At 34.7% G+C, this 25,418-nt stretch carries 23 protein-coding genes and 1 rRNA gene; 10 read left to right on the top strand and 14 right to left on the bottom strand.

The genetic code is table 11. The features are described 5' to 3' along the window. Positions 1-15 precede the first annotated feature (15 nt). On the top strand, positions 16-576 hold the full coding sequence (locus tag EKG35_RS07500) for a DUF3267 domain-containing protein (RefSeq protein ID WP_126293823.1): 561 nt from the start codon (positions 16-18) through the stop codon (positions 574-576). Positions 577-709: 133 nt separating this feature from the next. Here EKG35_RS07500 and ychF read toward each other — a convergent pair whose 3' ends face one another. The 3 genes from ychF to EKG35_RS07485 all read right to left on the bottom strand — a co-directional run bounded on the left by ychF (position 710) and on the right by EKG35_RS07485 (position 3,029). Next, entirely contained in the window at positions 710-1,810 is a 1,101-nt protein-coding gene (ychF, locus tag EKG35_RS07495; protein WP_126293822.1) for a redox-regulated ATPase YchF, read from the bottom strand. 107 nt (positions 1,811-1,917) lie between these two features. Continuing rightward, on the bottom strand, positions 1,918-2,118 hold the full coding sequence (locus EKG35_RS07490) for a DUF951 domain-containing protein (RefSeq protein WP_126293821.1): 201 nt from the start codon (positions 2,116-2,118) through the stop codon (positions 1,918-1,920). Continuing rightward, positions 2,118-3,029 (bottom strand): mechanosensitive ion channel family protein, encoded by a 912-nt coding sequence (locus EKG35_RS07485; RefSeq protein WP_126293820.1) that lies wholly within the window; start codon positions 3,027-3,029, stop codon positions 2,118-2,120. Before EKG35_RS07485 ends, EKG35_RS07490 begins: the two co-directional genes overlap by 1 nt. Positions 3,030-3,145: 116 nt before the next feature. Between EKG35_RS07485 and yyaC the strand changes: the two genes are divergently transcribed. Continuing rightward, the gene (gene yyaC / locus EKG35_RS07480; RefSeq protein ID WP_126293819.1) at positions 3,146-3,775 is read left to right on the top strand and encodes a spore protease YyaC; all 630 of its coding nucleotides are present in this window, start codon (positions 3,146-3,148) and stop codon (positions 3,773-3,775) included. Here the strand turns inward: yyaC and EKG35_RS07475 are convergent. The 11 genes from EKG35_RS07475 to rpmH all read right to left on the bottom strand — a co-directional run bounded on the left by EKG35_RS07475 (position 3,692) and on the right by rpmH (position 14,493). Further along, the gene (locus EKG35_RS07475) at positions 3,692-4,399 is read right to left on the bottom strand and encodes a DUF554 domain-containing protein (RefSeq protein WP_126293818.1); all 708 of its coding nucleotides are present in this window, start codon (positions 4,397-4,399) and stop codon (positions 3,692-3,694) included. The genes yyaC and EKG35_RS07475 overlap by 84 nt on opposite strands. A 298-nt stretch (positions 4,400-4,697) precedes the next feature. Next, complete coding sequence (locus EKG35_RS07470; protein WP_126293817.1) at positions 4,698-5,555, bottom strand: ParB/RepB/Spo0J family partition protein; 858 nt, start codon at positions 5,553-5,555, stop codon at positions 4,698-4,700. Next, positions 5,548-6,309 carry a ParA family protein gene (locus EKG35_RS07465; protein ID WP_126293816.1) on the bottom strand — a complete coding sequence of 254 codons (762 nt, stop codon included), beginning with the start codon at positions 6,307-6,309 and terminating at the stop codon, positions 5,548-5,550. Before EKG35_RS07465 ends, EKG35_RS07470 begins: the two co-directional genes overlap by 8 nt. Positions 6,310-6,566: 257 nt before the next feature. Then, positions 6,567-7,457 carry a nucleoid occlusion protein gene (gene noc, locus EKG35_RS07460; RefSeq protein ID WP_126293815.1) on the bottom strand — a complete coding sequence of 297 codons (891 nt, stop codon included), beginning with the start codon at positions 7,455-7,457 and terminating at the stop codon, positions 6,567-6,569. 292 nt (positions 7,458-7,749) lie between these two features. Further along, the gene (rsmG, locus tag EKG35_RS07455) at positions 7,750-8,466 is read right to left on the bottom strand and encodes a 16S rRNA (guanine(527)-N(7))-methyltransferase RsmG (RefSeq protein WP_126293814.1); all 717 of its coding nucleotides are present in this window, start codon (positions 8,464-8,466) and stop codon (positions 7,750-7,752) included. Positions 8,467-8,570: 104 nt separating this feature from the next. Continuing rightward, a complete protein-coding gene (gene mnmG / locus EKG35_RS07450) occupies positions 8,571-10,466 on the bottom strand; it encodes a tRNA uridine-5-carboxymethylaminomethyl(34) synthesis enzyme MnmG (protein ID WP_126293813.1) in 1,896 nt (631 codons plus the stop codon). 28 nt (positions 10,467-10,494) lie between these two features. Next, on the bottom strand, positions 10,495-11,880 hold the full coding sequence (mnmE, locus tag EKG35_RS07445) for a tRNA uridine-5-carboxymethylaminomethyl(34) synthesis GTPase MnmE (protein ID WP_126293812.1): 1,386 nt from the start codon (positions 11,878-11,880) through the stop codon (positions 10,495-10,497). 367 nt (positions 11,881-12,247) lie between these two features. Beyond that, positions 12,248-12,997, bottom strand: a complete 750-nt coding sequence (gene jag / locus EKG35_RS07440; protein ID WP_126293811.1) for an RNA-binding cell elongation regulator Jag/EloR — start codon at positions 12,995-12,997, stop codon at positions 12,248-12,250. After that, complete coding sequence (gene yidC / locus EKG35_RS07435) at positions 12,994-13,764, bottom strand: membrane protein insertase YidC (protein WP_126293810.1); 771 nt, start codon at positions 13,762-13,764, stop codon at positions 12,994-12,996. Before yidC ends, jag begins: the two co-directional genes overlap by 4 nt. A gap of 164 nt (positions 13,765-13,928) precedes the next feature. Next, positions 13,929-14,273, bottom strand: coding sequence for a ribonuclease P protein component (rnpA, locus tag EKG35_RS07430; protein WP_126293870.1), 345 nt, complete (start codon positions 14,271-14,273; stop codon positions 13,929-13,931). Between the two features lie 85 nt (positions 14,274-14,358). Beyond that, positions 14,359-14,493 (bottom strand): 50S ribosomal protein L34, encoded by a 135-nt coding sequence (gene rpmH / locus EKG35_RS07425; protein WP_004233310.1) that lies wholly within the window; start codon positions 14,491-14,493, stop codon positions 14,359-14,361. Between the two features lie 533 nt (positions 14,494-15,026). Here rpmH and dnaA point away from each other — a divergent pair. The 8 genes from dnaA to EKG35_RS07385 all read left to right on the top strand — a co-directional run. Further along, complete coding sequence (gene dnaA / locus EKG35_RS07420) at positions 15,027-16,373, top strand: chromosomal replication initiator protein DnaA (RefSeq protein ID WP_126293809.1); 1,347 nt, start codon at positions 15,027-15,029, stop codon at positions 16,371-16,373. Between the two features lie 169 nt (positions 16,374-16,542). After that, complete coding sequence (dnaN, locus tag EKG35_RS07415; RefSeq protein WP_126293808.1) at positions 16,543-17,679, top strand: DNA polymerase III subunit beta; 1,137 nt, start codon at positions 16,543-16,545, stop codon at positions 17,677-17,679. 155 nt (positions 17,680-17,834) lie between these two features. After that, positions 17,835-18,062: a S4 domain-containing protein YaaA gene (gene yaaA, locus EKG35_RS07410; RefSeq protein ID WP_126293807.1), complete on the top strand. Its 228-nt coding sequence runs from the start codon at positions 17,835-17,837 to the stop codon at positions 18,060-18,062. Continuing rightward, a complete protein-coding gene (recF, locus tag EKG35_RS07405) occupies positions 18,063-19,178 on the top strand; it encodes a DNA replication/repair protein RecF (protein ID WP_126293806.1) in 1,116 nt (371 codons plus the stop codon). An 89-nt stretch (positions 19,179-19,267) separates the two neighbouring features. Then, the gene (gyrB, locus tag EKG35_RS07400; protein WP_185807675.1) at positions 19,268-21,196 is read left to right on the top strand and encodes a DNA topoisomerase (ATP-hydrolyzing) subunit B; all 1,929 of its coding nucleotides are present in this window, start codon (positions 19,268-19,270) and stop codon (positions 21,194-21,196) included. 24 nt (positions 21,197-21,220) lie between these two features. Continuing rightward, on the top strand, positions 21,221-23,758 hold the full coding sequence (gene gyrA / locus EKG35_RS07395) for a DNA gyrase subunit A (RefSeq protein ID WP_126293805.1): 2,538 nt from the start codon (positions 21,221-21,223) through the stop codon (positions 23,756-23,758). 198 nt (positions 23,759-23,956) lie between these two features. After that, positions 23,957-25,066: an HD-GYP domain-containing protein gene (locus tag EKG35_RS07390; RefSeq protein ID WP_126293804.1), complete on the top strand. Its 1,110-nt coding sequence runs from the start codon at positions 23,957-23,959 to the stop codon at positions 25,064-25,066. Between the two features lie 289 nt (positions 25,067-25,355). Further along, positions 25,356-25,418, top strand: a 16S ribosomal RNA gene (locus EKG35_RS07385); the annotation flags it as partial.

The raw sequence follows: 25,418 nt of genomic DNA, 5'->3' as shown, positions 1-25,418 counted from the left end.
AAGGACGGTGAAACGATGTTTGAAAACACTCAGCCAATAATTATTGAACTCGAAATGAAAAAAGTCGCAAAATATAATATATGGTTTACGCTTGTCTTAAGTATTGTCTTTTTCATCATGAATAGTATCATACATCAGAGATACTCTGTTTCATTTTCTTTTTGGAGTATTGTGCTTTTTTTCCTTGGTTATATTGTATTAATTGTATTGCATGAAATTTTTCATTTAATAGGGTTTATGCTTTTTGGAAAGGCAAAATATAGCGATCTAAATTATGGTTTAAATTTAAAGCTAGGTGTTGCCTATGCAACCACTACGAAACCTTTGCGAAATGATGCTATGAAGAAAGCATTGCTGCTGCCATTTTGGACAACAGGTGTTATTCCATCATTAATAGGGTTCGCTTATGATTCGTATTTATTTGTACTTTTAGGAGCTTTTTTAATTGCCGGAGCAATCGGAGACTTTTTCATGTATAAGGAACTTCGTAAATTCCCAAAGGATGTACTAGTGAAGGATGATCCCGAGCTGCCAAGGTTATATATTTATACAAATAAGCAGGTAGATATCGATTAAAAATCGAACTACCTGCTTTTATTAATAATTATATCTTATGAAAGCTATCCAGCCTTGAGACGATTTGCATTCAAGTTTAAAGTGGGATAAGCTCATCGATTCTGAGATAATCAGAACGCTTGTGCGTTTCTAATTAAACATTAAAGCGGAACAACATTACATCGCCATCTTGAACGACATAGTCTTTTCCTTCTAATCTTACTTTTCCTGCTTCCTTCGCAGCTGCCATTGAACCAGCTTCAACTAGGTCATCATAAGCAACTGTTTCCGCACGAATAAATCCTCTTTCAAAATCAGAGTGAATAATACCCGCGCATTGTGGAGCTTTCATTCCTTTGCGGAATGTCCATGCACGAACTTCTTGTACACCCGCTGTGAAATATGTTGCTAAGCCTAATAAGTCATAAGATGCACGAATTAGTTGGTCTAAACCAGATTCTTCAATTCCAAGCTCTTCAAGGAACATCGCTTTTTCTTCATTGTCCAGCTCTGAAATTTCTTCTTCAATTTTGGCACAAACTGTAATAACCTGTGCTCCTTCTGCTGCTGCGTATTCACGAACTTGTTTTACATATTGATTGTTCACTGCATCCGCTACCTCATCCTCAGATACATTTGCAACATACAACATTGGTTTAATCGTTAGAAGGTGCAGCCCTTTTATAACTTTTAGCTCATCATCAGATAATTCAACAGATCGTGCAGGTTTTTCATTTTCTAATGCTTCTTTAACTTTCAAAAGTACTGGCTCTTCAATCAAAGCCTCTTTATCTTTTTGCTTTGCCATTTTACTTACACGTTGAAGACGTTTTTCAACTGATTCCATATCAGCTAAAATAAGCTCTAAATTAATAACCTCGATATCATCAATTGGGTTTACTGAGCCTGAAACGTGGGTAATATTTTCATCTTCAAAACAACGGACTACTTGGCAAATTGCATCTACTTCGCGAATATGAGATAAGAATTTATTTCCTAGCCCTTCTCCTTTTGAAGCTCCTTTTACAATCCCTGCAATATCAGTAAATTCAAAGGCAGTAGGTACTGTTTTTTTCGGTTCTACTAGTTCAGTTAATTTATCTAGACGCGCATCCGGAACTTCTACAACCCCAACATTAGGGTCAATTGTAGCGAATGGATAGTTAGCCGCTAATGCACCTGCTTTTGTAATTGCGTTAAATAATGTTGATTTTCCAACGTTCGGTAATCCTACGATTCCTGCTGTTAAAGACATTCGTTTGACACGACCTTTCTAAAATTCTATCAAGTTAATGTATTTTCGTTTTAAACCTTTGTTTATTATATTGGATAAGTTGTGAAAAAGTCTAATTAGTCATGAATTTATTCTTGATTTGCCTTTACTAAGACTTTTTTCATTTTTTTCTCAAACTCACGGCGAGGAATCATGACGCTGTGACCACATCCTTGGCATTTTATTCGTATATCTGCTCCCATACGAATAATTTTCCATGCATTTGATCCACATGGATGCTGTTTTTTCATCTCCACAATATCATGTAATTCAAATGATTTTGCTTCCATTATGCTTCATTCCTCCCTGATTCTTTATTACCTCGATCATAAAGCATCATTTTCGGGTACGCCATCGGTATTCCATTTTTATCTAAAATTTCTTTTACATCTCTGCGAATAATACGAGCAATGCCATAATGCTCCAACGGCTTAGTCTCGGCAACAATTCGAATCGTCACTTCTGTTCCTACTACATTTTGAACACCTAGAAATGTCGGTACATCTATTAATTCTTCATATTTTGCAGGCAATGTTTTTAAGTACTCCGTTAATAACTTTTCAACTTTTTCTATATCAGCATCAATACCGACCTGCATATCGATAATTGCTTTTGAGTTATTTACGGAAAAATTCACTACATCTAAAATTTGGCCATTTGGAATAATATATTGTTCACCTGTAATTCCTAGAATTTTTGTAGTACGTAATCCAATCTCAGTGACAGTACCTTCCGCATTATTTAAACGGATATAATCACCTACGCCAAATTGATCTTCAAGAATAATAAAAAATCCTGTAATAATATCTTTTACTAAGCTTTGTGCTCCAAAAGCGATTGCAACAGAAGCAATCCCAGCTCCAGCAAGCAACCCAGCAATTTGAATATTAACAGCAGATAGAATCCCTACAATTGCTGAAAAATACACTAAGTAAGAAAGCACACTTTGAAGCAATTTAATAATTGTTTGTTGGCGCCTTTCTGAATTTCCTAATGGCGACTTTATTCTTAAACTTAAAACGCGACTAATAATTCTCTTCCCTATAAATACGACTAAATAAGAAGCAATAATAATTGCAATTATTTTAATAGAAGCGAGTAATATTACACTCCAAAATTCCTCACTCGTTAGATAATCCCATGTCTTTTCTGTCCATTTTGCAAATCCTTTTGCATTTGTTTCAATAACTTCTTCAGCCATTTTTCCACTCCTTGTATAACTAACTAAAAATTTGAATATACTTCATAACAATATAGCTTATTTTTTACCATAAAAGATAAATTTTTAACATTTTATAAAGAAAGCGAGAATCGTCCATGCAGAAAGTAAATGAAACGTTAAACGCTTCTGTTCATCATGAGCAAACTGGTGCGTTATGGCATTTAAGCGATTTATTTTTACAACATGTTCCTTTCGATAATGAACAGCTTATTTTTTGTTGTATTGGTACAGATCGTTCAACAGGTGATGCCCTTGGTCCATTAACCGGCAGTTTTTTATCAAATTTTCATTCGTTTCCATTTGAAGTAATTGGTACTCTTGAAAACCCACTACATGCAATCAATTTAGCATCTACCTTGGAAGAAATTCAACAAAGACCCACTGCTCCATTTGTTATTGCAATTGACGCATGTTTAGGCAATGAGAAAAATATTGGTCAAATTGTTGTTCAGGAAGGGCCGTTATTCCCTGGAAAAGCTGTTAAAAAGGAATTACCTCCAATCGGAGACATTTCTATAAAAGGAATCGTCAATGTTGGAGGCTTTATGGAAATGCTTGTTTTACAAAATACACGTTTAAATGTGACTTATTCAATGAGTAATAAAATTGCTCGTGCACTTTTACTATCTTGGCAGCGCCATTTATTGAAAAAGAAATATGATGGGGATGATAATACCGACTATTCCAATGCTCGGCAACAGATTGGCTACTCGAATTTTCGTTAATCCTACAATATTTAATCCAATAGCAAAAATCATGACCCCTCCCGTTGCCGTCATCTCTTGTATAAATAAATTTAATGCTGCTTCAGATATGTATGCACTTATAAATCCAGAGAAAACGGCAATAATCCCCTGATACAAAAATACAGGGATTGCTGATAATAAAACACCAATTCCTAACGTTGATGATAATACAATTGAGGTAAAACCATCAATTATCCCTTTTGTTATAAGAACTGAATGATCATTTCTTAAGCCACTATCTAACGCACCGAGTACCCCCATGGATCCTATTAAAAAAATAAGTGTAGCATTTACGAATCCTTCGGAGATACTATTTTGAGACGTTTTTTTCCCTAGTTTTGATTCAACCCATTTACCTAAACGAATTAATTGTTTATCTAAATCAAGCCATTCCCCAATCACAGCACCTAAAACAAGACTAACAATAACAATAATAAAATTGCTTGATTTAAAACCCATCTGTATTCCTAATACTGCAACAGCTAGGCCAATAATTGATAATACAGTATTTTTCATGGTATCAGGGATGTTTTTAAATAGTCTCCCTATAATTGAACCTAAAATAATTAATAATGCATTCACTAACGAGCCTAACAATATCATTGATTAACCTCTTTCTCAGAAAGCGCAAGCACTTTAGCTACGTCGTCTATGCGTGACACCTTATGTCTTGCCGATAGGATTCACATTAAGCTCTGTTCGACATTAACAAAAGTGTAAGACAATGTAGCCACCCGTACATCCATGTATGTCAGAATGGCGAAAAACATACCTTTTTCAGCTTTTACCCGAGGACAAACTACAAACTCGAGGGACTATTTGTCTGCTTGACGCTGTTCAAAATTTTATACTTCCTTAACTAAGCAGAAAAATAGAGCGCCTAAATCCTGGCGCTCACTACCTATTCTTGCTCTAATTGTAATATCTCTAAAATTCTTTCTAGGTCATCTTCCGAGTAAAATTCAATTTCTATTTTCCCTTTATTTTTTGATTTCTTTATTTGTACATTTGTACCGAAATATTCGCGTAATTGTGTTTCCTTCGCTTGTACAAATATATCTTTCTTCACTGGCTTCTCTGTTTCACGTGAAACTTCTTCGTTATATTGTTTAATCAAAGCTTCTAATTGTCGAACATTTAACGAAAGTTTAATAACTTTTTGCGCCACTTCAGATATTTTTCTTTTGTTTTTTAAACCTAAGAGTGTACGACCATGTCCCATTGATAGTGTTCCATCATTTACTAAACTACGTACATCCTCTGGTAATTGCAGTAGTCGCATATGGTTTGTAATATGAGGTCTACTTTTACCCAATCGTTTCGCCAATTCTTCTTGAGTGAAATTCAATTTTTCAATTAAGCTTTGATAGGCTTCTGCTTCTTCGATAGGAGTTAAATCTTCACGTTGAAGATTTTCTAAAATAGCTACTTCCATCATTTGCTCTTCTGTCATATCCCTTACAATAGCGGGGATTTCTTGTATATTTGCTAATTTAGCAGCTCGAAATCTTCTTTCACCTACAACGATTTCAAACTTTTTCCCCTTTTTTCGCACTACGATTGGTTGAATAATTCCGTGTTCAACAATGGATTGTGCCAGTTCTTCAATTGCTTCATCATCAAAAGTTTTACGTGGTTGAAATGGATTAACAACAAGTTTTTGCAGTTCAATTTTTTCAATTGTGTCTTCGTTATGCAATTCTTCTAATGTTTCCGTTGGGAATAATGCTCCAATTCCTTTTCCTAACCCTCTAGCCATTTTTTATCACTTCCCTTGCTAACTCTAAATACACTTCTGCTCCACGAGATTTTGCATCATAGATAATAATCGGCTCACCAAAGCTTGGTGCTTCACTTAAACGAACGTTACGCGGGATAATGGTTTTATATACTTTATCTTGGAAATATTTTTTTACTTCCTCAATTACTTGTAATCCTAGATTTGTACGGGCATCCAACATTGTCAATAAAACACCGTCTATATATAAATGCTGATTTAAATGTTTTTGAACTAGACGAACAGTTGATAGGAGCTGACTTAAACCTTCTAGAGCGTAGTACTCACATTGTACTGGGATTATAACAGCATCAGATGCAGTTAATGCATTAATTGTTAATAACCCTAGTGAAGGCGGACAATCAATAATAATAAAATCGTACTGATCTTTTATATTTTGCAAAGCATGTTTTAATCTCACTTCACGGGAAATCGTGGAGACAAGTTCAATTTCAGCACCTGCTAAAGAAATGGTCGCCGGTACTACGTGTAAATTTTCTACTTTTGACTGCTGTGTAACGTTTTTTACATCTTCATCATCAATTAATACATCATAGATACAACTTTGAATTTCGCCTTTATTTATCCCAACACCACTTGTTGCATTACCTTGTGGATCAATGTCTATTAGCAGTACTTTTTTCCCTAAATAAGCAAGACAAGCGCTCAAATTTACAGATGTTGTAGTTTTACCTACACCACCTTTTTGGTTTGTTATGGCTATAATTCTTCCCAATCCTTGCACCTGCTTTCATCAATCAATTTCTTAAAACATTCTGTATTATCTTACCAACCAATAGGATTGGACTGACTTCTTTCATTTTATCAAATTTAGATTCTAGTTGTATCATAATCTAAACATATATTATTTAATTTTAATAAGAAAGTATGAAATTTTTGAAAATTAAAGACAGGAATTTTTCACAGTAAAGAAAACTAGGATTTTGTTATAGAAAAAAGGTTCCTATAGTTAATTCTAGGAACCAATTGCATTTATGCCTTTTTCTTAGGGATTTTTACAGTGATTTGGTAGTAATCATCTGTATCTTCCTCTTCCGTTTTTAGTTGAATACCACTTTTTGTGACCATTGAAAGAGATTGTTTGATTGTATTTAATGCTATGCGAATATCCTTACTAATTGCTTTGCGCTTAGGTTTTTCCTTTTTCTCTTCTTCTTCTTTCGGAGAAGTAAGTTGTTGGATATAATCCTCAAGCTGACGAACATTCCAATCATTTTCTTTTATCAAATTAACAATATTAATTTGAGTTTCTTCGTCTTTAATTGAAATAAGGGCTCTTGCATGACGTTCTGTAATCTCTCTTTTTAATATTGCCTCTTGTACCGATTGCGGTAATTTTAATAAACGCAATTTATTTGCTACTGTTGATTGACCTTTTCCTAAACGTTGAGCAAGTGCTTCTTGTGTAAGTGAATGAAGTTCTAACAATTGCTGATAAGCTAATGCTTCCTCGATTGCTGTTAATTCTTCACGTTGAAGATTCTCTATTAGTGCAATAGAAGCAGTTTCTTTATCATTTAAATTACGAACAATTGCCGGCACTTCAGTCCAATTTAGTTTTTTCATCGCACGGTAGCGACGCTCACCTGCAATAATTTCATAGCGTTCCTCATCAAAATGACGAACAACAATAGGTTGAATCACACCGTGTGTATGAATGGTTCTTGATAATTCTTCAATTTTTTCTTCGTCAAAAACAGCACGAGGTTGGAACCGGTTTGGAATAACTTTATCTATTGGAATTTTTACTACTTCTTCAGTAGTTTTACTGTTTTCTAGCTGCTCTACTTCTTCTACTTCATTTTTAACTTCAGAAACTAGTTTTTCTCCGCCTCCGAAAAAACGTGAAAAAGGACTTTTCATTCATTAGGCACCACCTTTTAGAAACTATCTTGCTCAATACTCATATAAATATTATTTCTTATTATCTATGAATTGTACAGAGTCCTATAGAAGCAAATCTATTAAAATAACATAAATATAAAATATGTATGCATCAAATGGGGAAATTATTTCTAAAATATAATAAAAATTTTATGATTTTACAAAAAATGTTTCACGTGAAACAAGAAAATAGCCGGGGCTCATCTAGCATAGTTAAAAGTTTTACAGAGCCCCTAATAGCTATAAATACCCGAGTCGTATGATTCTATTTTTATTGTATCGGTGTCTTATTAGGTATACCAGGTTTTCGTGGATATTTTTTTGGTGTTTGTTTTATTTTATCAAAAATATAAAGAGTTCGTTCACTTTCTTCAACAGGTAATAGATAAGCAAATTCTTCTTTTAGAGATGCACCAAGAGTTGTAATCGCCTTTTTAGCATCTTTTAACTCATCTGGACCCGCTGCAGCCTTTAATGCTACAAAATATCCTCCTTGTTTAACTAATGGTAGACAAAGTTCTGATAGTACTGATAAGCGTGCAACCGCGCGTGCAGTTACAACATCAAAACTCTCACGATATTTTGTATTTTGACCAAATTCTTCTGCACGTGCGTGGACAAATTCAACATTGTCCAATTGTAATTGCTCACTCAAATGATTTAAAAACGAAATTCGTTTATTCAAGGAATCAACAATTGTCACATGTAAATGCGGGAAACAAATTTTAATTGGTAAACTTGGAAAACCTGCACCTGCACCTACGTCACAAACAGAATTTACTTTTGTAAAATCAAAGTAAAAGCTCGCGCTAATGGAATCATAAAAATGTTTTAAATAAACGCCTTCTAAATCTGTAATGGCTGTTAAATTCATTTTTTCATTCCACTCAACTAATAACTCAAAATACTTTTTAAACTGTGCAATTTGCTTCTCGTTAAGTTCAATTCCCTGTTTGCTTAATGCTTCAATAAATTGTTGTTCGTTCATTTGGATCTCCTTTAATCGATTGAGGATATGACTACTACTACCTATTTTATAAAAATGAACGAGCGTCCGAGGAAATAGAGGGTGCTCGAACGCTCATTTAACATTTATTCGTTACTTATTCGTGCGATTTTCCCTTGTTCGATATAAACAAGTAAGATAGAGATATCAGCTGGGTTTACACCTGAAATACGTGATGCTTGTGCGATTGATAATGGTCGTACTTCTTTTAATTTTTCGCGAGCTTCAGTTGCTAAACTTGATATTTCATCATAATCAATGTCTTCAGGTATTTTTTTATTTTCCATTTTATGAAGTTTTTCCACTTGTTGTAATGCTTTTTGGATATATCCTTCATATTTTAATTGAACTTCAATTTGTTCTTTTACTTCTTCGCTAAATTCATATTCTGCTGGTGATAACGAAGCAACTAAATCATATGTCATTTCAGTTCGTTTTACCAAGTCCGCAGCGCGAATTCCGTCTTTTAGCTCTGCACCGCCAACAGAACGGATAACTGCTTGAGTTGTTTCATTTGGTTTAATGATGACTTCACGAAGACGAGCAATTTCATTTTCAATTTGCTCTTTTTTCTCAGTGAATTTTGCAAAACGTTCTTCTGAAATTAAACCTAATTTGTAGCCTAATTCCGTTAAACGTAAATCTGCATTATCATGGCGAAGCAATAATCGATATTCTGCACGTGAAGTTAGTAAACGATAAGGTTCATTTGTCCCTTTTGTTACTAAATCATCAATTAATACTCCAATATAAGCTTCTGATCGTTTTAAGATTACTTCTTCTTTTCCTAAAACTTTTGCAGCAGCATTAATACCTGCCATTAACCCTTGACCAGCTGCTTCTTCATAGCCGCTAGTACCATTGATTTGACCTGCTGTATAAAGATTTTTAATACGTTTTGTTTCTAATGTTGGCCATAGTTGAGTTGGAACGATTGAATCATATTCGATTGCATAACCTGCACGCATCATTTCTGCTTTTTCTAAACCTGGGATTGTTTGAAGCATTTGACGTTGAATGTGTTCAGGCAAACTTGTTGATAGACCTTGTACGTACACCTCTTGAGTATCTCTGCCTTCCGGTTCTAAAAATAATTGGTGGCGAGGTTTATCGTTAAAACGAACAATTTTTGTTTCAATCGATGGGCAATAACGTGGTCCTGTACCTGTAATTGCACCTGTATACATAGGTGCTTTATCTAGATTATCGTTAATAATTTGATGTGTTTCTGGACTAGTATACGTTAACCAACATGGAATTTGATCCATAATGAACTCAGTTGTTTCAAAACTAAATGCACGTGGTACATCATCACCAGGTTGAATTTCTGTTTTGCTATAATCAATTGTTTTACTATCTACACGCGGTGGTGTACCAGTTTTAAATCGAACCATTTCAAAGCCAAGGTCACGCAAATTATCTGCTAATTTAATGGATGGTTGTTGATTATTTGGTCCGCTTGAATATTTTAATTCTCCAATAATAATTTCCCCGCGCAAGTACGTACCAGTTGTTATAATAACAGCTTTTGCTCGGTAAATAGCACCTGTTTGTGTTATAACACCGCGAACAGTATCATCTTCAATGATTAATTCATCGACAATTGATTGATGAATCGTTAAATTTTCTTCTTCCTCTAGCAAACGTTTCATTTCACGTTGGTAAAGGACTTTGTCTGCTTGTGCACGTAAAGCACGAACTGCAGGACCTTTCCCTGTATTTAACATACGCATTTGAATATGTGTTTTATCTATTACTTTCCCCATCACACCGCCTAATGCGTCAATTTCACGAACTACGATTCCTTTTGCTGGTCCACCAACTGATGGATTACATGGCATAAAGGCTATCATATCTAAATTAATTGTCACCATGAGTGTTTTCGCACCCATTTTTGCTGCGGCATATGCTGATTCTACACCTGCATGGCCAGCACCGATGACAATTACATCATATTGGCCAGCTTCATATGTTGTTGTCATGCCGTCTCTTCCTCTCTATTTTTTAAATTTATTTTCCTAAACAGAATTGTGAGAATAGCTGATTTATCAAGCTTTCCTGCACAGTATCACCGACGATTTCCCCTAACAGCTCCCACGTTTTTGTTACATCAATTTGAATCATATCAACAGGTACACCTGATTCTGCTGCGTTAATGGCGTCCTCAATTGTAGCTTTTGCTTGATGAAGTAATGCGATGTGGCGTGCATTTGAAACATATGTTAAGTCACTGGATTCAACCTGGCCTTCAAAGAAAGTTTTAGCAATTGCTTCCTCTAATTCTATGACACCTTGTTCTTGCAATATGGAAGTAGTCACGATTGGTCTCCCATTCGCTAGTTCCTTTACTTTCTCCAAATCGATTTTTCGCGGTAAATCTGTTTTATTTACAACTACGATGAAGTCCATATTTTTAATTGTTTCAAACAGACGTTCATCTTCTTCAGTTAGATTTTCTGCAGAGTTTAAAACAAGTAAGATTAAGTCTGCTTCTTTCAATACTTGACGTGATCTTTCTACCCCTATACGCTCAACGATATCTTCTGTTTCACGAATCCCAGCAGTATCGACTAAACGCAAAGGTACGCCACGTACATTGACATACTCTTCTATAATATCACGAGTTGTACCTGCAACATCAGTAACAATTGCTTTATTCTCGTGTACTAAACTATTCAACAGCGAAGACTTTCCTACATTTGGTCGACCTAAAATAACTGTTGAAAGTCCTTCTCGTAAAATTTTCCCTTGTGTTGAAGTTTGTAAAAGCTTCGCAATTTCATTTCGCACCCAAGTACATTTTTCAAGTAATACCGGGATTGTCATTTCTTCTACATCATCATACTCAGGATAATCTATATTAACCTCTACATGCGCTAATGTCTCAATTAATGCTTGGCGTAAATCTCCAATTAATCTTGATAGCTTTCCATCCATTTGGCCAAGAGCTACATTCATCGCTCGATCTGTTTTCGCACGAATTAAATCCATTACAGCCTCGGCTTGAGATAAATCAATTCGACAATTTAAAAAGGCACGTTTTGTAAATTCACCTGGTTCAGCAAGTCTTGCACCATTTTTCAATACAAGCTGCAGCACTCGGTTTACTGAAACAATCCCACCGTGACAGTTTATTTCTATTACATCCTCACGAGTAAACGTTTTTGGAGCACGCATAAGCGATACCATTACTTCCTCAACTACTTCCTCTGTAGTCGGGTCGATTAAATGACCATAGTGAATTGTATGTGTTTTTTCTTCAGTTAACTTTTTCCCACTTGGTGCTTTAAATATTTTATCAGCAATCATTACTGCATCATCACCGCTTAAACGAACAATGGCAATAGCGCCTTCTCCCATCGGTGTGGATATCGCGGCAATCGTATCATATTCCATGATTAAATCCTCCTACTTAAATAATTACATCTAGATGTAATTATTGTGTACTATCCGGCTATTTCTTACTTTATATCAAACGAAGTTATCCACATGTGAATAACTTCAACGAACTTTATTTACTAACAACTTAGGGTACCATATTTTTTCGAAATACGAAAGCAAAGCATTTTCCACAAGTGGATAACTGTTAAAAAGATTTTTATAAGGTTTAAAATCCTATCTTTTAGGCAAAATAAAAACGGCCAAAAAGACCGATTTAGTTATTGTCATTCGTGATTTCTCTGGTTGATAAGAAAAATATTCACAAAAAAACGGCCTATATTTAGACCGTCTTTCAATAAATGTCTGTATGCACTTGTTAACATTATTTTATTGGTTCTATAACTAGATGGCGATTTGGCTCTGTTCCCTCAGAATATGTTTCAATATCAATACGATTTGCCAATGCATTATGAATTACTTTTCTTTCATATGAAGGCATCGGTTCTAATGATACTTTTTTTCCCGTATAAACTGCTTTATCAGCCATTCGCTCTGCCAATTGTTCTAATGCTGCTTGGCGACGTTCACGGTAATTTTCTACATCTAGTTTTACCAATAAGAAAGATTTTGCACTTTTATTTACGACAAGTTGTGTTAATTGCTGCAAAGCATTCAATGTTGCACCGCGTTTCCCTATTAAAAGTGCAGCTTTTTCACTTTCTAGCTTTAATAAAATGTTTTTTCCCTCAGTTACTGCTTTGATTTGTAAATCTTCAATCCCTAATTCTTTTGCAATATCGACTAAATAGCTTTTCGCGGCTTCAACTGGATCTTCTTCTTGCTGCTTTTCGCTTACCGCTTCATCTTCTGACTCAATATTATCAACAACCACTTCTTTTACAGCAATGTTATCTGATTCAGTCTGATGACTTTCCTCACTTTTTTCAATAATTGAGTCAACTTCTTTTACTGTGACACGTACTTCGGCTGGACGTGCCCCAAAACCTAAAAATCCTTTTTTACCTTCTTGTAAAACTTCAACATCTACTTCATTACGGGATGCCCCGAGCTTTTGTAACGCTAATGAGATCGCTTCTTCAACTGTTGCGCCTAATTGCGTAGTTTGATTCACTTTTTCGCTCCTCCAGTTACAGCAGGTTCTGTTTTATTTTTATTAAAAGGTTTATAAATAACAAGGTTTTGTATAACTGAGATGATATTTCCGACAACCCAATATAGCGATAATGCCGCTGGTAGTACGATACCAAAACTAATAATCATGATCGGCATAATATACATCATGATTTTCATTTGTGGATTATCAATTGCAGGTCCCGTCATTAGTACGACAAACTGAATTAAACCAGCTAAGACAGCTAGTACAATACTTTGCTCCCCTAATGGGAAGATAAGAAAAGTTCCTAAATCAAAAGCAGGTGTTGCATCCATTCGACTTATCGCATGATAAAAACCAATCAAAACTGGCATTTGAATGATTACTGGTAAACATCCTGCCATTGGATTCACACCAGAATTTTGCATTAATGCCATCATTTCTTGTTGATACTTTTGTTGAGTAACGGCATCTTTAGAAGCATACTTCTGTTGCAATTCTTTCATTTTAGGTTGGATTTCTTGCATTTTCTTTGAACTTTTTACTTGCTTAATTGTCAATGGAAGAATTGCTAAACGAATGATAATCGTAACAGCGATAATTCCTAAACCATATGAACCTAATAAATCTGAGAAATACTTAATAACTGATACTAATGGCCATACAATAAATTCATTCCAAAAGCCTTCGCTTTCAGATGAAATTGGCTGATTAAACTCTGAACATCCAGTAAGCAGCAATGCTACTGAAACTAGAGACAGAACAATCCAAAATCTTTTTTTCAACCTTCTTCCTCCTACAGCACTATTCATTTAATTGTAGTTATTTTACCATGTGTTTACGCTTTCACTCTACTAATTGTTTCATTTTAATATATTATCATTAATAGCAGTTAACTTATTCTAAATATTCGAACAAAATATTACAAATGATATTTAAAATTCATAAACTATTTTCTTTTTAAGACTTTTGCAATTTTTAAAACATGCTCTATACTTTTTTTTGTTTCATGAAAATCTAAAGCGGCCGCCGGGTTTCTGGCGATAATAACATAATCCATATCTTGTCTTATTTCATCTTTTAATTCTAAGAAGGCCTGTCGTAAATAGCGTTTGACTTGCACTCTAGTTACTGCCTTCCCAATTTTTTTGCCTACCGACAATCCAATTCGGAATTCACTTTGATCCTCTTTTTGTAAACAATAAACAACAAACTGGCGATTTGCGAAGGACTTTCCTTTTTTAAATACCTTCTGAAAATCGTCATTCTTCTTTATTCGTTGTCGCTTCTTCATTTCTACACCTACTTCAATCATTACTTTCTTTTATATTCTTTCCAAAAATGAAGAAAAAAAAGACCACTGAAGAGGCTCAGTGGACTTATGCTGATAATACTTTTCTTCCTTTACGACGACGAGCTGCTAATACTTTGCGTCCGTTTTTTGTGCTCATGCGTGCGCGGAATCCGTGTACTTTGCTATGTTTACGTTTTTTTGGTTGATACGTGCGTTTCATTATATATTACACCTCCAAATGAAAGTTAATTATTCTATCCTACATACAGACCATAACATTATATATAAAAAAGAAATGGCTTGTCAATTAATTATTTGAAGCATCGTTTTTCCCCACTTAACTTAAACAAAATAATTATCCACAACTTTGTCACCTGAATAAAATGACAGGTTGTGGATAATATTTTCCATTTAATTTTTATCCACACAACTTATCGACAACTTTTTCACAAATTCATAGCCTGTGGACAATTAAATAGTGAATAAAAAATAGTTGTGTGGATAAGTTTCACCAACTATTGAAATAGCTATAGTTTTTTGTTACGATAAATGTGTTTTCTTTTGTGGAAATGTTGTACGGGAAATATTTTATCCACAAATGTTAATAACTTGTGGACAAACTTTAACACAGTATATGGATAACAGTTATCCACATGCTGTGATTATGTGTTTACTATTAATTCTATTATTACTTATATAGAAAATTATATTGTTTTATGTTTGAAAAAATTCATAAAAAGGAGTCAAAAAAGCTTGGAACATTTAGAAGAATTATGGAAAAATGTCCTGGCTCAAGTAGAACAAAAAATTTCAAAACCAAGCTTTGAGACGTGGCTAAAATCTACGAAGTTACTATCCTATAAAGGGTCTACAGTAACCATTGCCGCGCCTAACTCATTTGCTCGTGATTGGCTAGAAAATCATTACGTTCACCTAATCGCGGGCATTTTATCTGAATTAACAGGAGAAGACTTGCTTATTAAATTTGTTGTTCAAAAGGATCAGGATGATGATAGTTTAGATTTGCCTGTACCGGTAATCCAAACAAAAAGTAATGATGAACATGCTGAAATTTCACCAGGAATGTTGAATCCAAAATATACGTTCGACACGTTTGTAATTGGTTCTGGGAATCGATTTGCACATGCTGCTTCACTTGCAGTTGCTGAGGCACCGGCAAATGCCTATAACCCATTTTTTATTTATGGGGGAGTAGGATTAGGTAAAACTCACTTAATGCATGCAATTGGACACTATGTTCTTGAGCATAATCCAAATGCAAAAGTAGTTTACTTATCTTCGGAAAAATTTACGAATGAATTTATTAACTCAATTAGAGACAACAAAGCAGTAGATTTTCGTAATAAATACCGCAATGTCGACGTCTTACTAATCGATGATATTCAATTTTTAGCTGGTAAAGAATCAACTCAAGAGGAATTTTTCCATACTTTTAATACTTTGCATACTGAATCAAAGCAAATCGTAATTTCTAGTGATCGGCCACCTAAAGAAATTCCAACATTGGAAGATCGCCTTCGCTCTCGTTTCGAATGGGGGTTAATCACGGACATTACACCACCTGATTTAGAAACGCGTATTGCTATTTTGCGTAAAAAAGCAAAAGCTGATGGACTAGATATATCCAACGAAGTGATGCATTATATTGCAAATCAAATAGATACAAACATACGTGAGTTGGAGGGCGCTCTAATCCGCGTTGTTGCCTTTTCTTCATTGGTTAATAAAGATATCACTACCGAGCTTGCCGCTGAAGCATTAAAAGATATAATTCCAAACTCAAAACCACGTATGATTTCAATATTAGATATACAAACTGCTGTTGGTGAACATTATCACATTAAGCTGGAAGACTTTTCTGCTAAGAGAAGGACGAAATCAATTGCATTCCCAAGACAAGTAGCTATGTATTTATCACGGGAGTTAACAGATTTCTCTTTGCCTAAAATAGGAGAAGAATTCGGAGGACGAGACCATACAACGGTTATTCATGCCCATGAGAAAATTTCATCTATGTTAAAGGAAGATCAACTTCTCCAGCAAGATATTAAACAAATTCGCAGCATGTTAGGAAAATAGGGTTGTGGATAACATTAAAAATACCACACAACTTTATGCACAACTTATCAACATGTGGATAGATTGATTTTTATAGCTAAAAAATAGGTTATCCACAAATCCACAAGGCCTATTACTATATCTATTTAAATTCTTTAAAAAATAATATATTAATAAGAGAGGTATACCGATGAAATTTGATATAATGCGAGATCGTTTATTAGATGGATTAAACGATGTAATGAAGGCAGTAAGTTCAAAGACAACTATTCCAATTCTAACGGGGATTAAAATTGATGTAACGAATGAAGGAGTAACATTAACAGGTAGCGATGCTGATATTACAATTCAAACGTTTATTCCGGTCGAAGAAAATGGAGATCAATTAATCAATATTTCTGAAACAGGCTCAATTGTCTTGCAAGCACGTATGTTTAACGAGATTGTTAGAAAATTACCAACAAATGATGTGGAAATTGAAGTTTCAAACGGCTTACAAACACATATTCGCTCTGGTAAGTCAGAGTTTCACCTTATTGGCTCTGATGCGTCAGAATATCCATTACTGCCTGAGGTTTCAACAGATCGTCAATTTTCAATTCCAGCTGATTTATTAAAATCCATTATTCGTGAAACAGTTTTTGCTGTTGCAACATCTGAAAGCCGTCCTGTATTAACAGGTGTTAACTGGCAAATTCAAGGGAATGAATTAATATGCGTAGCTACAGATAGCCATCGTTTAGCTAGAAGAAAAACAAATCTTGAACATTTGCCAACTGATGTAAGTTCAGTTGTTATTCCAGGTAAAAGTTTAAATGAATTAAATAAAATACTTGGTGAGTCAACAGATGCGGTTGAAATCGTTATTACAAATCAACAAGTTTTATTTAAAACTGAAAATGTATTATTTTTCTCACGCTTGTTAGAAGGGAATTATCCAGAAACATCTCGTTTAATTCCAGAAGAATTTAAAACGGATATTACTATCAATGGTAAATCACTATTACAGGCGATTGATCGTGCATCTCTATTAGCTCGTGAAGATCGCAATAATGTAGTTCGTTTTGAAACATTAGAAGGGAACGTTATTGAAATTTCATCAAATTCTCCTGAAATAGGGAAAGTAGAAGAGCAAATTCAAGTTGAATCATTAGAAGGAGAACACTTAAAAATTTCCTTCAGTGCGAAATATATGATGGAAGCGTTAAAGGCAATTGATGGACAAGATGTTGTCATTCAATTTACAGGTGCAATGAGACCATTCATTTTACGTTCAGTACACGATGATGCAATATTACAACTAATCTTACCTGTAAGAACTTATTAATTATAAAAGATAGTCATTTCGGCTATCTTTTTTATTTTTTATTTACGAATAACTGTCATGATTAAACTAGCTCATTTCTGCTTTCCTTGGATTTTTTTATGGTTTTTAGGTATGATAGTTAGATAGATGTTCGTGAATCGGAGGATGAATTTACTTTGGATGAAATTGTAATTGATACAGAATTTATTACGCTTGGCCAAGCATTAAAAGTGACTGATGCTATAAGTTCTGGCGGTATGGCTAAATGGTTTTTACAAGAAAATGATGTCTACGTAAACGGTGAAATAGATAATCGACGAGGACGAAAATTACGACATGGTGATGTAATTAATATCCCTGGCTGCGGTAGATTTGTAATCGTCAATAAGAACGGAGAAAACTAAATGTTCATCGAGCATTTACAATTAACAAATTATCGTAACTATGAAACATTAAAGTTAGATTTTTCTCCAAAAATCAACGTATTTATTGGAGAAAATGCACAGGGCAAAACAAATGTTATGGAATCTATTTATGCTTTAGCCATGGCAAAATCTCATCGAACAAGTAACGATAAAGAATTAATCCGTTGGGAAGCAGACTATGGTAAAATAGAAGGTGTTGTGCAAAACCGATACGGCAGCTTTCCAATAGAATTATCCATCACAAAAAAAGGTAAAAAAGGTAAAATAAACCATTTAGAGCAATTGAAGCTAAGTAACTATATTGGGCAAATGAATGTTGTTATGTTTGCTCCAGAAGATTTGAATGTAGTAAAAGGGAGCCCTCAAGTAAGGCGCCGTTTTATTGACATGGAAATCGGCCAAATATCACCTGTCTATTTGCACGAGTTACTTACTTTTCAAAAATTATTAAAACAGCGTAATCATTTGCTTAAAATTAATCAAGGCAAGCAACAAATAGATGATGTGTTATTTGCTATTTATACAGAACAATATATTCAATCGGCTGTCCAAATTATTCGTAAAAGATTTCAATTTGTTGAACTTTTACAGGAATGGGCTGAAAAAATTCATTCAGGTATTTCTCGTGGCCTAGAAAAATTAACAATCAAATATCGTCCAATTACAGGTTTGAACTCTAGTTGGACTGAAAAGGAAATGGCTACATATTTGGAAGAAAAACTAGCTGAAGTAAAAAAGAGAGAGTTGGAAAGAGGGATTACATTAGTTGGACCACATCGGGATGATTTGCAATTTTTAGTAAATGATTATGATGTTCAAACCTATGGATCTCAAGGTCAACAGCGGACTACAGCACTTTCTTTGAAAATGGCTGAAATAGAGTTGATAAAGCAAGAAACAAAAGAAGCTCCTATTTTGCTTTTAGATGATGTTTTGTCCGAATTAGATGATTATCGCCAATCACATTTATTAAATACCATTCAAGGTGAAGTACAAACGTTTGTCACAACTACAAGTGTTGATGGGATTCATCATGAAACAATACAACATGCAAAAATGTTTCACGTGAAACAAGGAGAAATAGAAAATAATTAAATACTAAAATTATGCATAGAAAGTTTTAGAAATTTTGATAAAGGTTTTAAATTTTGACACATACTGATGTAATGAAAGAGTAGGTGAACATGGTGGCTTTAGAAGAGAAACAAGTTCAACAAGCTTATGATGCTGATCAAATACAAGTATTAGAAGGTTTAGAAGCGGTTCGTAAGCGTCCAGGGATGTATATCGGCTCCACAAGCTCTAAAGGGCTTCACCATTTAGTTTGGGAAATCGTGGATAACAGTATTGACGAAGCTTTAGCGGGTTATTGTTCAAAAATTACTGTTGCTATTGAAAAAGACAATTGGATTCGAGTAGAAGATAATGGTCGTGGTATTCCAGTTAGTATTCAAGAAAAGATGGGTATGCCAGCTGTTGAAGTAATTATGACTGTTCTTCATGCCGGAGGGAAATTTGGCGGCGGAGGATACAAAGTTTCAGGAGGATTACACGGTGTAGGGGCATCTGTAGTAAATGCTTTATCAGTTGCGACTGAAGTTTATGTAAAACGTGATGGTCATATTCACTCGATTAAATTTGAACGTGGCCAAACGGTACAGCCTTTACAAATAATTGGTGATTCTGATGAAACTGGTACAACAACTCGCTTTAAAGCAGATCCAGAAATTTTTAAAGAAACTACAGTTTATGAGTATGAAATATTAGCTACTCGTATTCGAGAATTAGCTTACTTGAATCGTGGTATTCGCATTACAATTCAAGATGAACGTGAAGAGGAAGTACGTTCTGATAGCTACCACTTCGAGGGCGGAATTCGTGAATATGTAGAGCATTTAAATAAATCAAAAGAACCTATTCATGATCCAATTGATGTTAGAGGCGAAAAGGATGGAATTTCAGTTGAAATTGCTATGCAATATAATGCTGGATTCTCTTCTATCATCTACTCATTTGCTAATAATATTAATACGTATGAAGGCGGTACACACGAATCGGGATTTAAAACAGCTTTGACTCGTGTAATTAATGATTATGCACGTAAAAATGGCATGTTAAAAGATTCTGATGCTAACCTTACAGGTGAAGATGTACGTGAAGGTTTAACAGCAATTGTTTCTGTTAAACATCCTGATCCACAATTTGAAGGACAAACAAAAACTAAATTAGGAAACTCAGAAGTAAGTTCAATTACGAATTCACTATTCTCTGAAGGCTTCGAACGGTTTATGTTAGAAAATCCTTCAGTTGCACGTAAGATAATTGAAAAAGGGTTAATGGCTGCTCGCGCACGAGTTGCAGCTAAAAAGGCACGTGAATTTACACGTCGTAAATCTGCACTAGAAGTATCAAGTTTACCTGGTAAATTAGCAGATTGTACGTCAACTAACCCTGCTGAGTCTGAAATTTATATTGTTGAGGGTGACTCTGCCGGTGGATCTGCGAAATCAGGCCGTGATCGCTACTTCCAAGCGATTTTGCCATTGCGCGGTAAAATTTTGAACGTAGAAAAGGCAAACTTAAACCGTATTTTATCGAATGCTGAAATTCGTGCTATGATTACTGCTTTTGGTACTGGTATAGGGGAAGAGTTCGATTTAGAAAAAGCACGTTACCATAAAATTGTTATCATGACCGATGCTGACGTAGACGGCGCTCACATTCGTATTTTATTACTTACATTCTTCTTCCGTTTCATGCGTCCACTAATTGAAGCGGGTTATGTGTATGCTGCTCAACCACCGCTTTATCAAATTAAGCAAGGTAAGCATGTGGAGTACTGTTATTCGGATGAACAATTGCAAGAAATATTGAATCGTTTACCAAGTATGCCAAAGCCAGTAGTACAACGCTACAAAGGTTTGGGTGAAATGAACGCTGAACAGTTATGGGATACAACAATGGACCCTAAAAATCGTACATTGCTTCAAGTAGAATTAGATGATGCAATGAAAGCGGACAAAATATTTGAACAATTAATGGGTGATGAGGTAGAACCTCGTAGACAATTCATTGAAGAAAATGCAGTTTATGTACAGAATTTAGATATATAAGTTTTTTGAAAGGAGGTTCTTCAAGTGTCTGAAACTGAACACTCAGGTGTAAAGGGAATAAAAATTAGTGAAGAAGTACAAACATCGTTTTTAAGCTATGCAATGAGCGTTATTGTTTCCCGTGCTCTACCAGATGTAAGAGATGGTTTAAAACCAGTACATCGTCGTATTTTATATGGAATGCATGAGCTAGGGAATTATTCAGATAAACCTTATAAAAAATCTGCCCGTATTGTAGGGGACGTTATGGGTAAATATCACCCTCACGGAGACTCTTCAATTTATGATGCTATGGTACGTATGGCGCAAGATTTCAGTTATCGATATATGCTCGTAGACGGGCACGGTAACTTCGGTTCTGTAGACGGTGATGGCGCTGCAGCAATGCGTTATACAGAATCACGTATGTCGAAAATCGCGATGGAAATGCTGCGTGACATAAATAAAGATACAATTGACTATCAAGATAACTATGATGGCAATGAAAAAGAGCCAATTGTTTTACCAGCTCGTATTCCGAATTTATTATTAAACGGTGCATCGGGTATTGCTGTTGGTATGGCAACTAATATTCCACCACATCAATTAGGAGAAACAATTGATGCAGTAATTGCTTTATCTGAGAATCCTGCTATTACAACAGACGAATTAATGCAATACATTCCAGGACCAGACTTTCCAACTGGCGGATTAATACTTGGAAGAAGTGGTATTCGCCGTGCATATGAAACTGGTCGTGGTTCAATTGTTGTTCGTGCTAAAGTTGAAATTGAGCAAAGTTCTAATGGTAAAGAAACAATTATCGTTAATGAATTGCCTTATCAGGTCAATAAAGCAAAATTGATTGAGAAAATTGCAGAATTAGTTCGGGATAAAAGAATTGATGGTATTACTAATTTACGCGACGAGTCCGATCGTCGTGGAATGCGTATCGTAATTGAAGTGCGAAGAGATGCAAATGCCAATGTTATTTTAAATAATTTGTATAAAAATACTGCGATGCAATCAAACTTTGGTGTTAATATGCTTGCTTTAGTTGATGGTCAACCTAAAGTATTAAGCTTAAAGGAAGTATTGCATTATTACTTAGAGCACCAAAAAGTAGTTATTACTCGTCGTACTCAATTCGAGTTAAGAAAAGCTGAAGATCGTGCTCATATTTTAGAAGGTTTACGAATTGCACTTGATCATATCGACGAAATTATTAGTATTATACGTTCTTCACGTACTGGTGAAGAGGCAAAACCAGTATTAATGGAACGCTTTAATTTAACTGATCGACAAGCTCAAGCAATTTTAGATATGCGTCTTGTTCGTTTAAGTGGACTAGAACGTGAAAAAATTGAAAATGAATATCAGGAACTTCAAGAGTTAATTGCGAAATTAAAAGCTATTTTAGCCGATGAAGGAGAGATATTAGCTATTATTCGCACTGAAATGTTAGAAATTAAAGAAAAATATAATGACACACGCCGAACTGAAATTACAATGGGCGGCATTGAAATGATAGAAGATGAAGATTTAATTCCACGTGAAGATTCTGTTATTACATTAACGCATAATGGCTATATAAAGAGACTTGCTGCAAACACGTATCGCAGCCAAAAACGCGGTGGTCGTGGTGTTCAAGGAATGGGAACACATGAAGATGACTTCGTTGAACATTTATTATTCACTTCTACGCATGATACAATTTTATTCTTTACAACAAAAGGGAAAGTATACCGTTCAAAAGGATATGAAATTCCGGAGTACGGACGTACAGCGAAAGGGCTGCCAATTGTTAACTTATTGAGTTTAGATAAAGAAGAAAAAGTAACAGCCATGATTCGAGTTGATGAGTTTAAAGAAGATGCATATTTCATCTTTACAACGAAAACAGGTATTACGAAGCGTACACAACTTTCGCAATTTGCTAATATTCGCACAAATGGTCTAATTGCAATTAGTTTACATGAAGAGGATGATTTAATCTCTGTTCGTCTAACTGATGGAACAAAAGAAGTGATAATCGGTACTCATGAAGGAATGCTAATTCGTTTCAAAGAAGAAGATATCCGTTCAATGGGACGTTCTGCTGCTGGGGTACGAGGTATTAAACTTCGTGAAGGTGATTATGTAGTTGGAATGGAAATTATCGAACCTGGCCAAGAAATTTTAGTAGTCACTGAAAAAGGTTATGGTAAGCGAACACCAGAATCTGAGTATCGTTTGCAAAGCCGCGGTGGTGTTGGAATAAAGACAATTCAAATTACAGATAAAAATGGTCCAATGTGCGCGGTTAAAACAGTAGACGGAACTGAAGATTTAATGTTAATTACAATTAACGGCATGTTGATCCGTATGGATGTCAATGATATTTCAATTATTGGTCGCAGCACACAAGGAGTTCGTTTGATTCGTCTAGCGGATGATGAGCTTGTTGCAACTGTAGCACGCGTTAAAAAAGATGAAGAAGATACAGAAGAACAAACAGAAGAATTAGAAAGTATAGAAACAGAAGAGCTTTCTAATAATGTAGAAAATACTGCAAATGATTCTTCTGAATCTGAAGATGAATAATATAGAAAACTTTAAAACCAGGAACAAGTAATATTACTTGTTTCTGGTTTTTTTCTTTAACATCTTTGTAAGTTATAAAATAATTTTAATTTGTTCAATTATTTTATTAGATATATATAGTATAATTTTCACATAAAAGTAACAGTAAAGTAATTCGATACAATCAAATTAACATATATATGGAGAGGGGTTTTAAGATTGGAAGCTAAATATGTAGGTATTAATGACCTTCGTATTGGGAAAATTGTAGCAGAAGATATTTATGCTAATACTCAATATCCAATCGTTTATAAGAATACAAAAGTTTCATCGGAACATTTACATGTATTCAAGGCTTTTCATATTTTTAAAGTTCCTATTTATACCGAAATTGAAGAAGATAAAGATAGAGATAAATTGGAACCAGAGGGAACTTCCTATGGAGCAACTTTAATTGATAACCTAAAAACGGCTGATACATTTGAGAAGAACTATCGTACGGCTGTAAAAGAATATAAAAAATTATTTATAGGCTGGGAAGCTGGTTCGAAAGTAGACATTACAAAGGTTCGAGGAATTATTTTGCCATTAGTTGAAAATATAATAGAAGATCGTTCAATAATTTTTGATCTAAATGCTTATTCAAACCCGAAGGATTATTTATATCACCATTGCATAGCAACTGGATTGATTTCCGCAGCATTGACCCAAAAAATGGGGTATGAACGTGGATATATACTTCAAATGGCTATAGCCGGAGCATTGGCTGATTGTGGGATGGCTAAAATACCAACTCGCATAAGAGAAAAAAAGGAAGCATTGAATCAAGCAGAGTTCATTGAAATTCGAAAACATCCTCTTTATAGCTTTCAAATGGTAAAAAGCCTGCCAGCGATAAAAGAAGAAATGAAGGTAGCGATTTATCAACATCACGAGCGCTTAGATGGAAGCGGATATATGGATGGAGCAAAAATGGATAAGGTTTCTCTGTTTTCTCAAGTCATTGCCGTTGCAGATACATTTCATGCCATGACAAGTCAGCGTCTTTATCGCTCGAAAGAATCTCCTTTTAAAGTAATTGAAATGATAAAGGAATCCGAATTCGGCAAATTCAATATAAAAGTTGTACAAGCACTTATTGATAATGTAGCAAGCTTACCAATTGGAACTAAGATTGAATTGTCTAATTTAGAACGCGGAGAGATTATGTTCCTTAATAGTTATTCGCCTACTCGACCTCTCGTTAAATTATCGACTACAGGCGAGATAATTGATCTAGCAAAAAACCGTAGTTTTTACATTTCAAGAATTATTACAAATAAAGAATAGGGAAGTATATTTTATTTCCTTATTCTTTAAATAGTTAATATAATAATAGCTTATTAATCTTTATTTAACTTTAAAATATATTTTTACGAAAAAGTGTTGACTTAAATATAAAACCTTGTTATTATAAGTAAGTCGCTAAGACATGACAACAAAATGAACCTTGAAAACTGAACAACAAAACGTTAATGAAATATAGTTTTTAGTAACTGACCCTCGTCAGTGAACGAAACAAAAATTTTGGACATCAAATATGATGCCAGTGTAATTTAGAGCTTTTATCAAATTTTCTTTTATGGAGAGTTTGATCCTGGCTCAGGACGAACGCTGGCGGCGTGCCTAATACATGCAAGTC

This window comes from Lysinibacillus telephonicus (assembly GCF_003966145.1).
GTDB lineage: Bacteria > Bacillota > Bacilli > Bacillales_A > Planococcaceae > Ureibacillus > Ureibacillus telephonicus.
The sequence above is the reverse complement of the archived record's forward strand: the minus strand, read 5'-3'. Positions and strand labels throughout refer to the sequence as shown.

Excerpts from the sequence above, each read along its gene's own strand:
- mnmG (WP_126293813.1), bottom strand. The coding sequence starts at position 10,466 with ATGACAACAACATATGAAGCTGGCCAATATGATGTAATTGTCATCGGT.
- EKG35_RS07470 (WP_126293817.1), bottom strand. The coding sequence starts at position 5,555 with ATGGCTAGAGGGTTAGGAAAAGGAATTGGAGCATTATTCCCAACGGAA.
- recF (WP_126293806.1), top strand. The coding sequence starts at position 18,063 with ATGTTCATCGAGCATTTACAATTAACAAATTATCGTAACTATGAAACA.
- mnmE (WP_126293812.1), bottom strand. The coding sequence starts at position 11,880 with ATGGAATATGATACGATTGCCGCGATATCCACACCGATGGGAGAAGGC.
- dnaN (WP_126293808.1), top strand. The coding sequence starts at position 16,543 with ATGAAATTTGATATAATGCGAGATCGTTTATTAGATGGATTAAACGAT.
- gyrB (WP_185807675.1), top strand. The coding sequence starts at position 19,268 with ATGGTGGCTTTAGAAGAGAAACAAGTTCAACAAGCTTATGATGCTGAT.
- rnpA (WP_126293870.1), bottom strand. The coding sequence starts at position 14,273 with ATGAAGAAGCGACAACGAATAAAGAAGAATGACGATTTTCAGAAGGTA.
- yyaC (WP_126293819.1), top strand. The coding sequence starts at position 3,146 with ATGCAGAAAGTAAATGAAACGTTAAACGCTTCTGTTCATCATGAGCAA.
- ychF (WP_126293822.1), bottom strand. The coding sequence starts at position 1,810 with ATGTCTTTAACAGCAGGAATCGTAGGATTACCGAACGTTGGAAAATCA.
- EKG35_RS07475 (WP_126293818.1), bottom strand. The coding sequence starts at position 4,399 with ATGATATTGTTAGGCTCGTTAGTGAATGCATTATTAATTATTTTAGGT.
- EKG35_RS07500 (WP_126293823.1), top strand. The coding sequence starts at position 16 with ATGTTTGAAAACACTCAGCCAATAATTATTGAACTCGAAATGAAAAAA.
- EKG35_RS07490 (WP_126293821.1), bottom strand. The coding sequence starts at position 2,118 with ATGGAAGCAAAATCATTTGAATTACATGATATTGTGGAGATGAAAAAA.
- rpmH (WP_004233310.1), bottom strand. The coding sequence starts at position 14,493 with ATGAAACGCACGTATCAACCAAAAAAACGTAAACATAGCAAAGTACAC.
- EKG35_RS07485 (WP_126293820.1), bottom strand. The coding sequence starts at position 3,029 with ATGGCTGAAGAAGTTATTGAAACAAATGCAAAAGGATTTGCAAAATGG.
- noc (WP_126293815.1), bottom strand. The coding sequence starts at position 7,457 with ATGAAAAGTCCTTTTTCACGTTTTTTCGGAGGCGGAGAAAAACTAGTT.
- rsmG (WP_126293814.1), bottom strand. The coding sequence starts at position 8,466 with ATGAACGAACAACAATTTATTGAAGCATTAAGCAAACAGGGAATTGAA.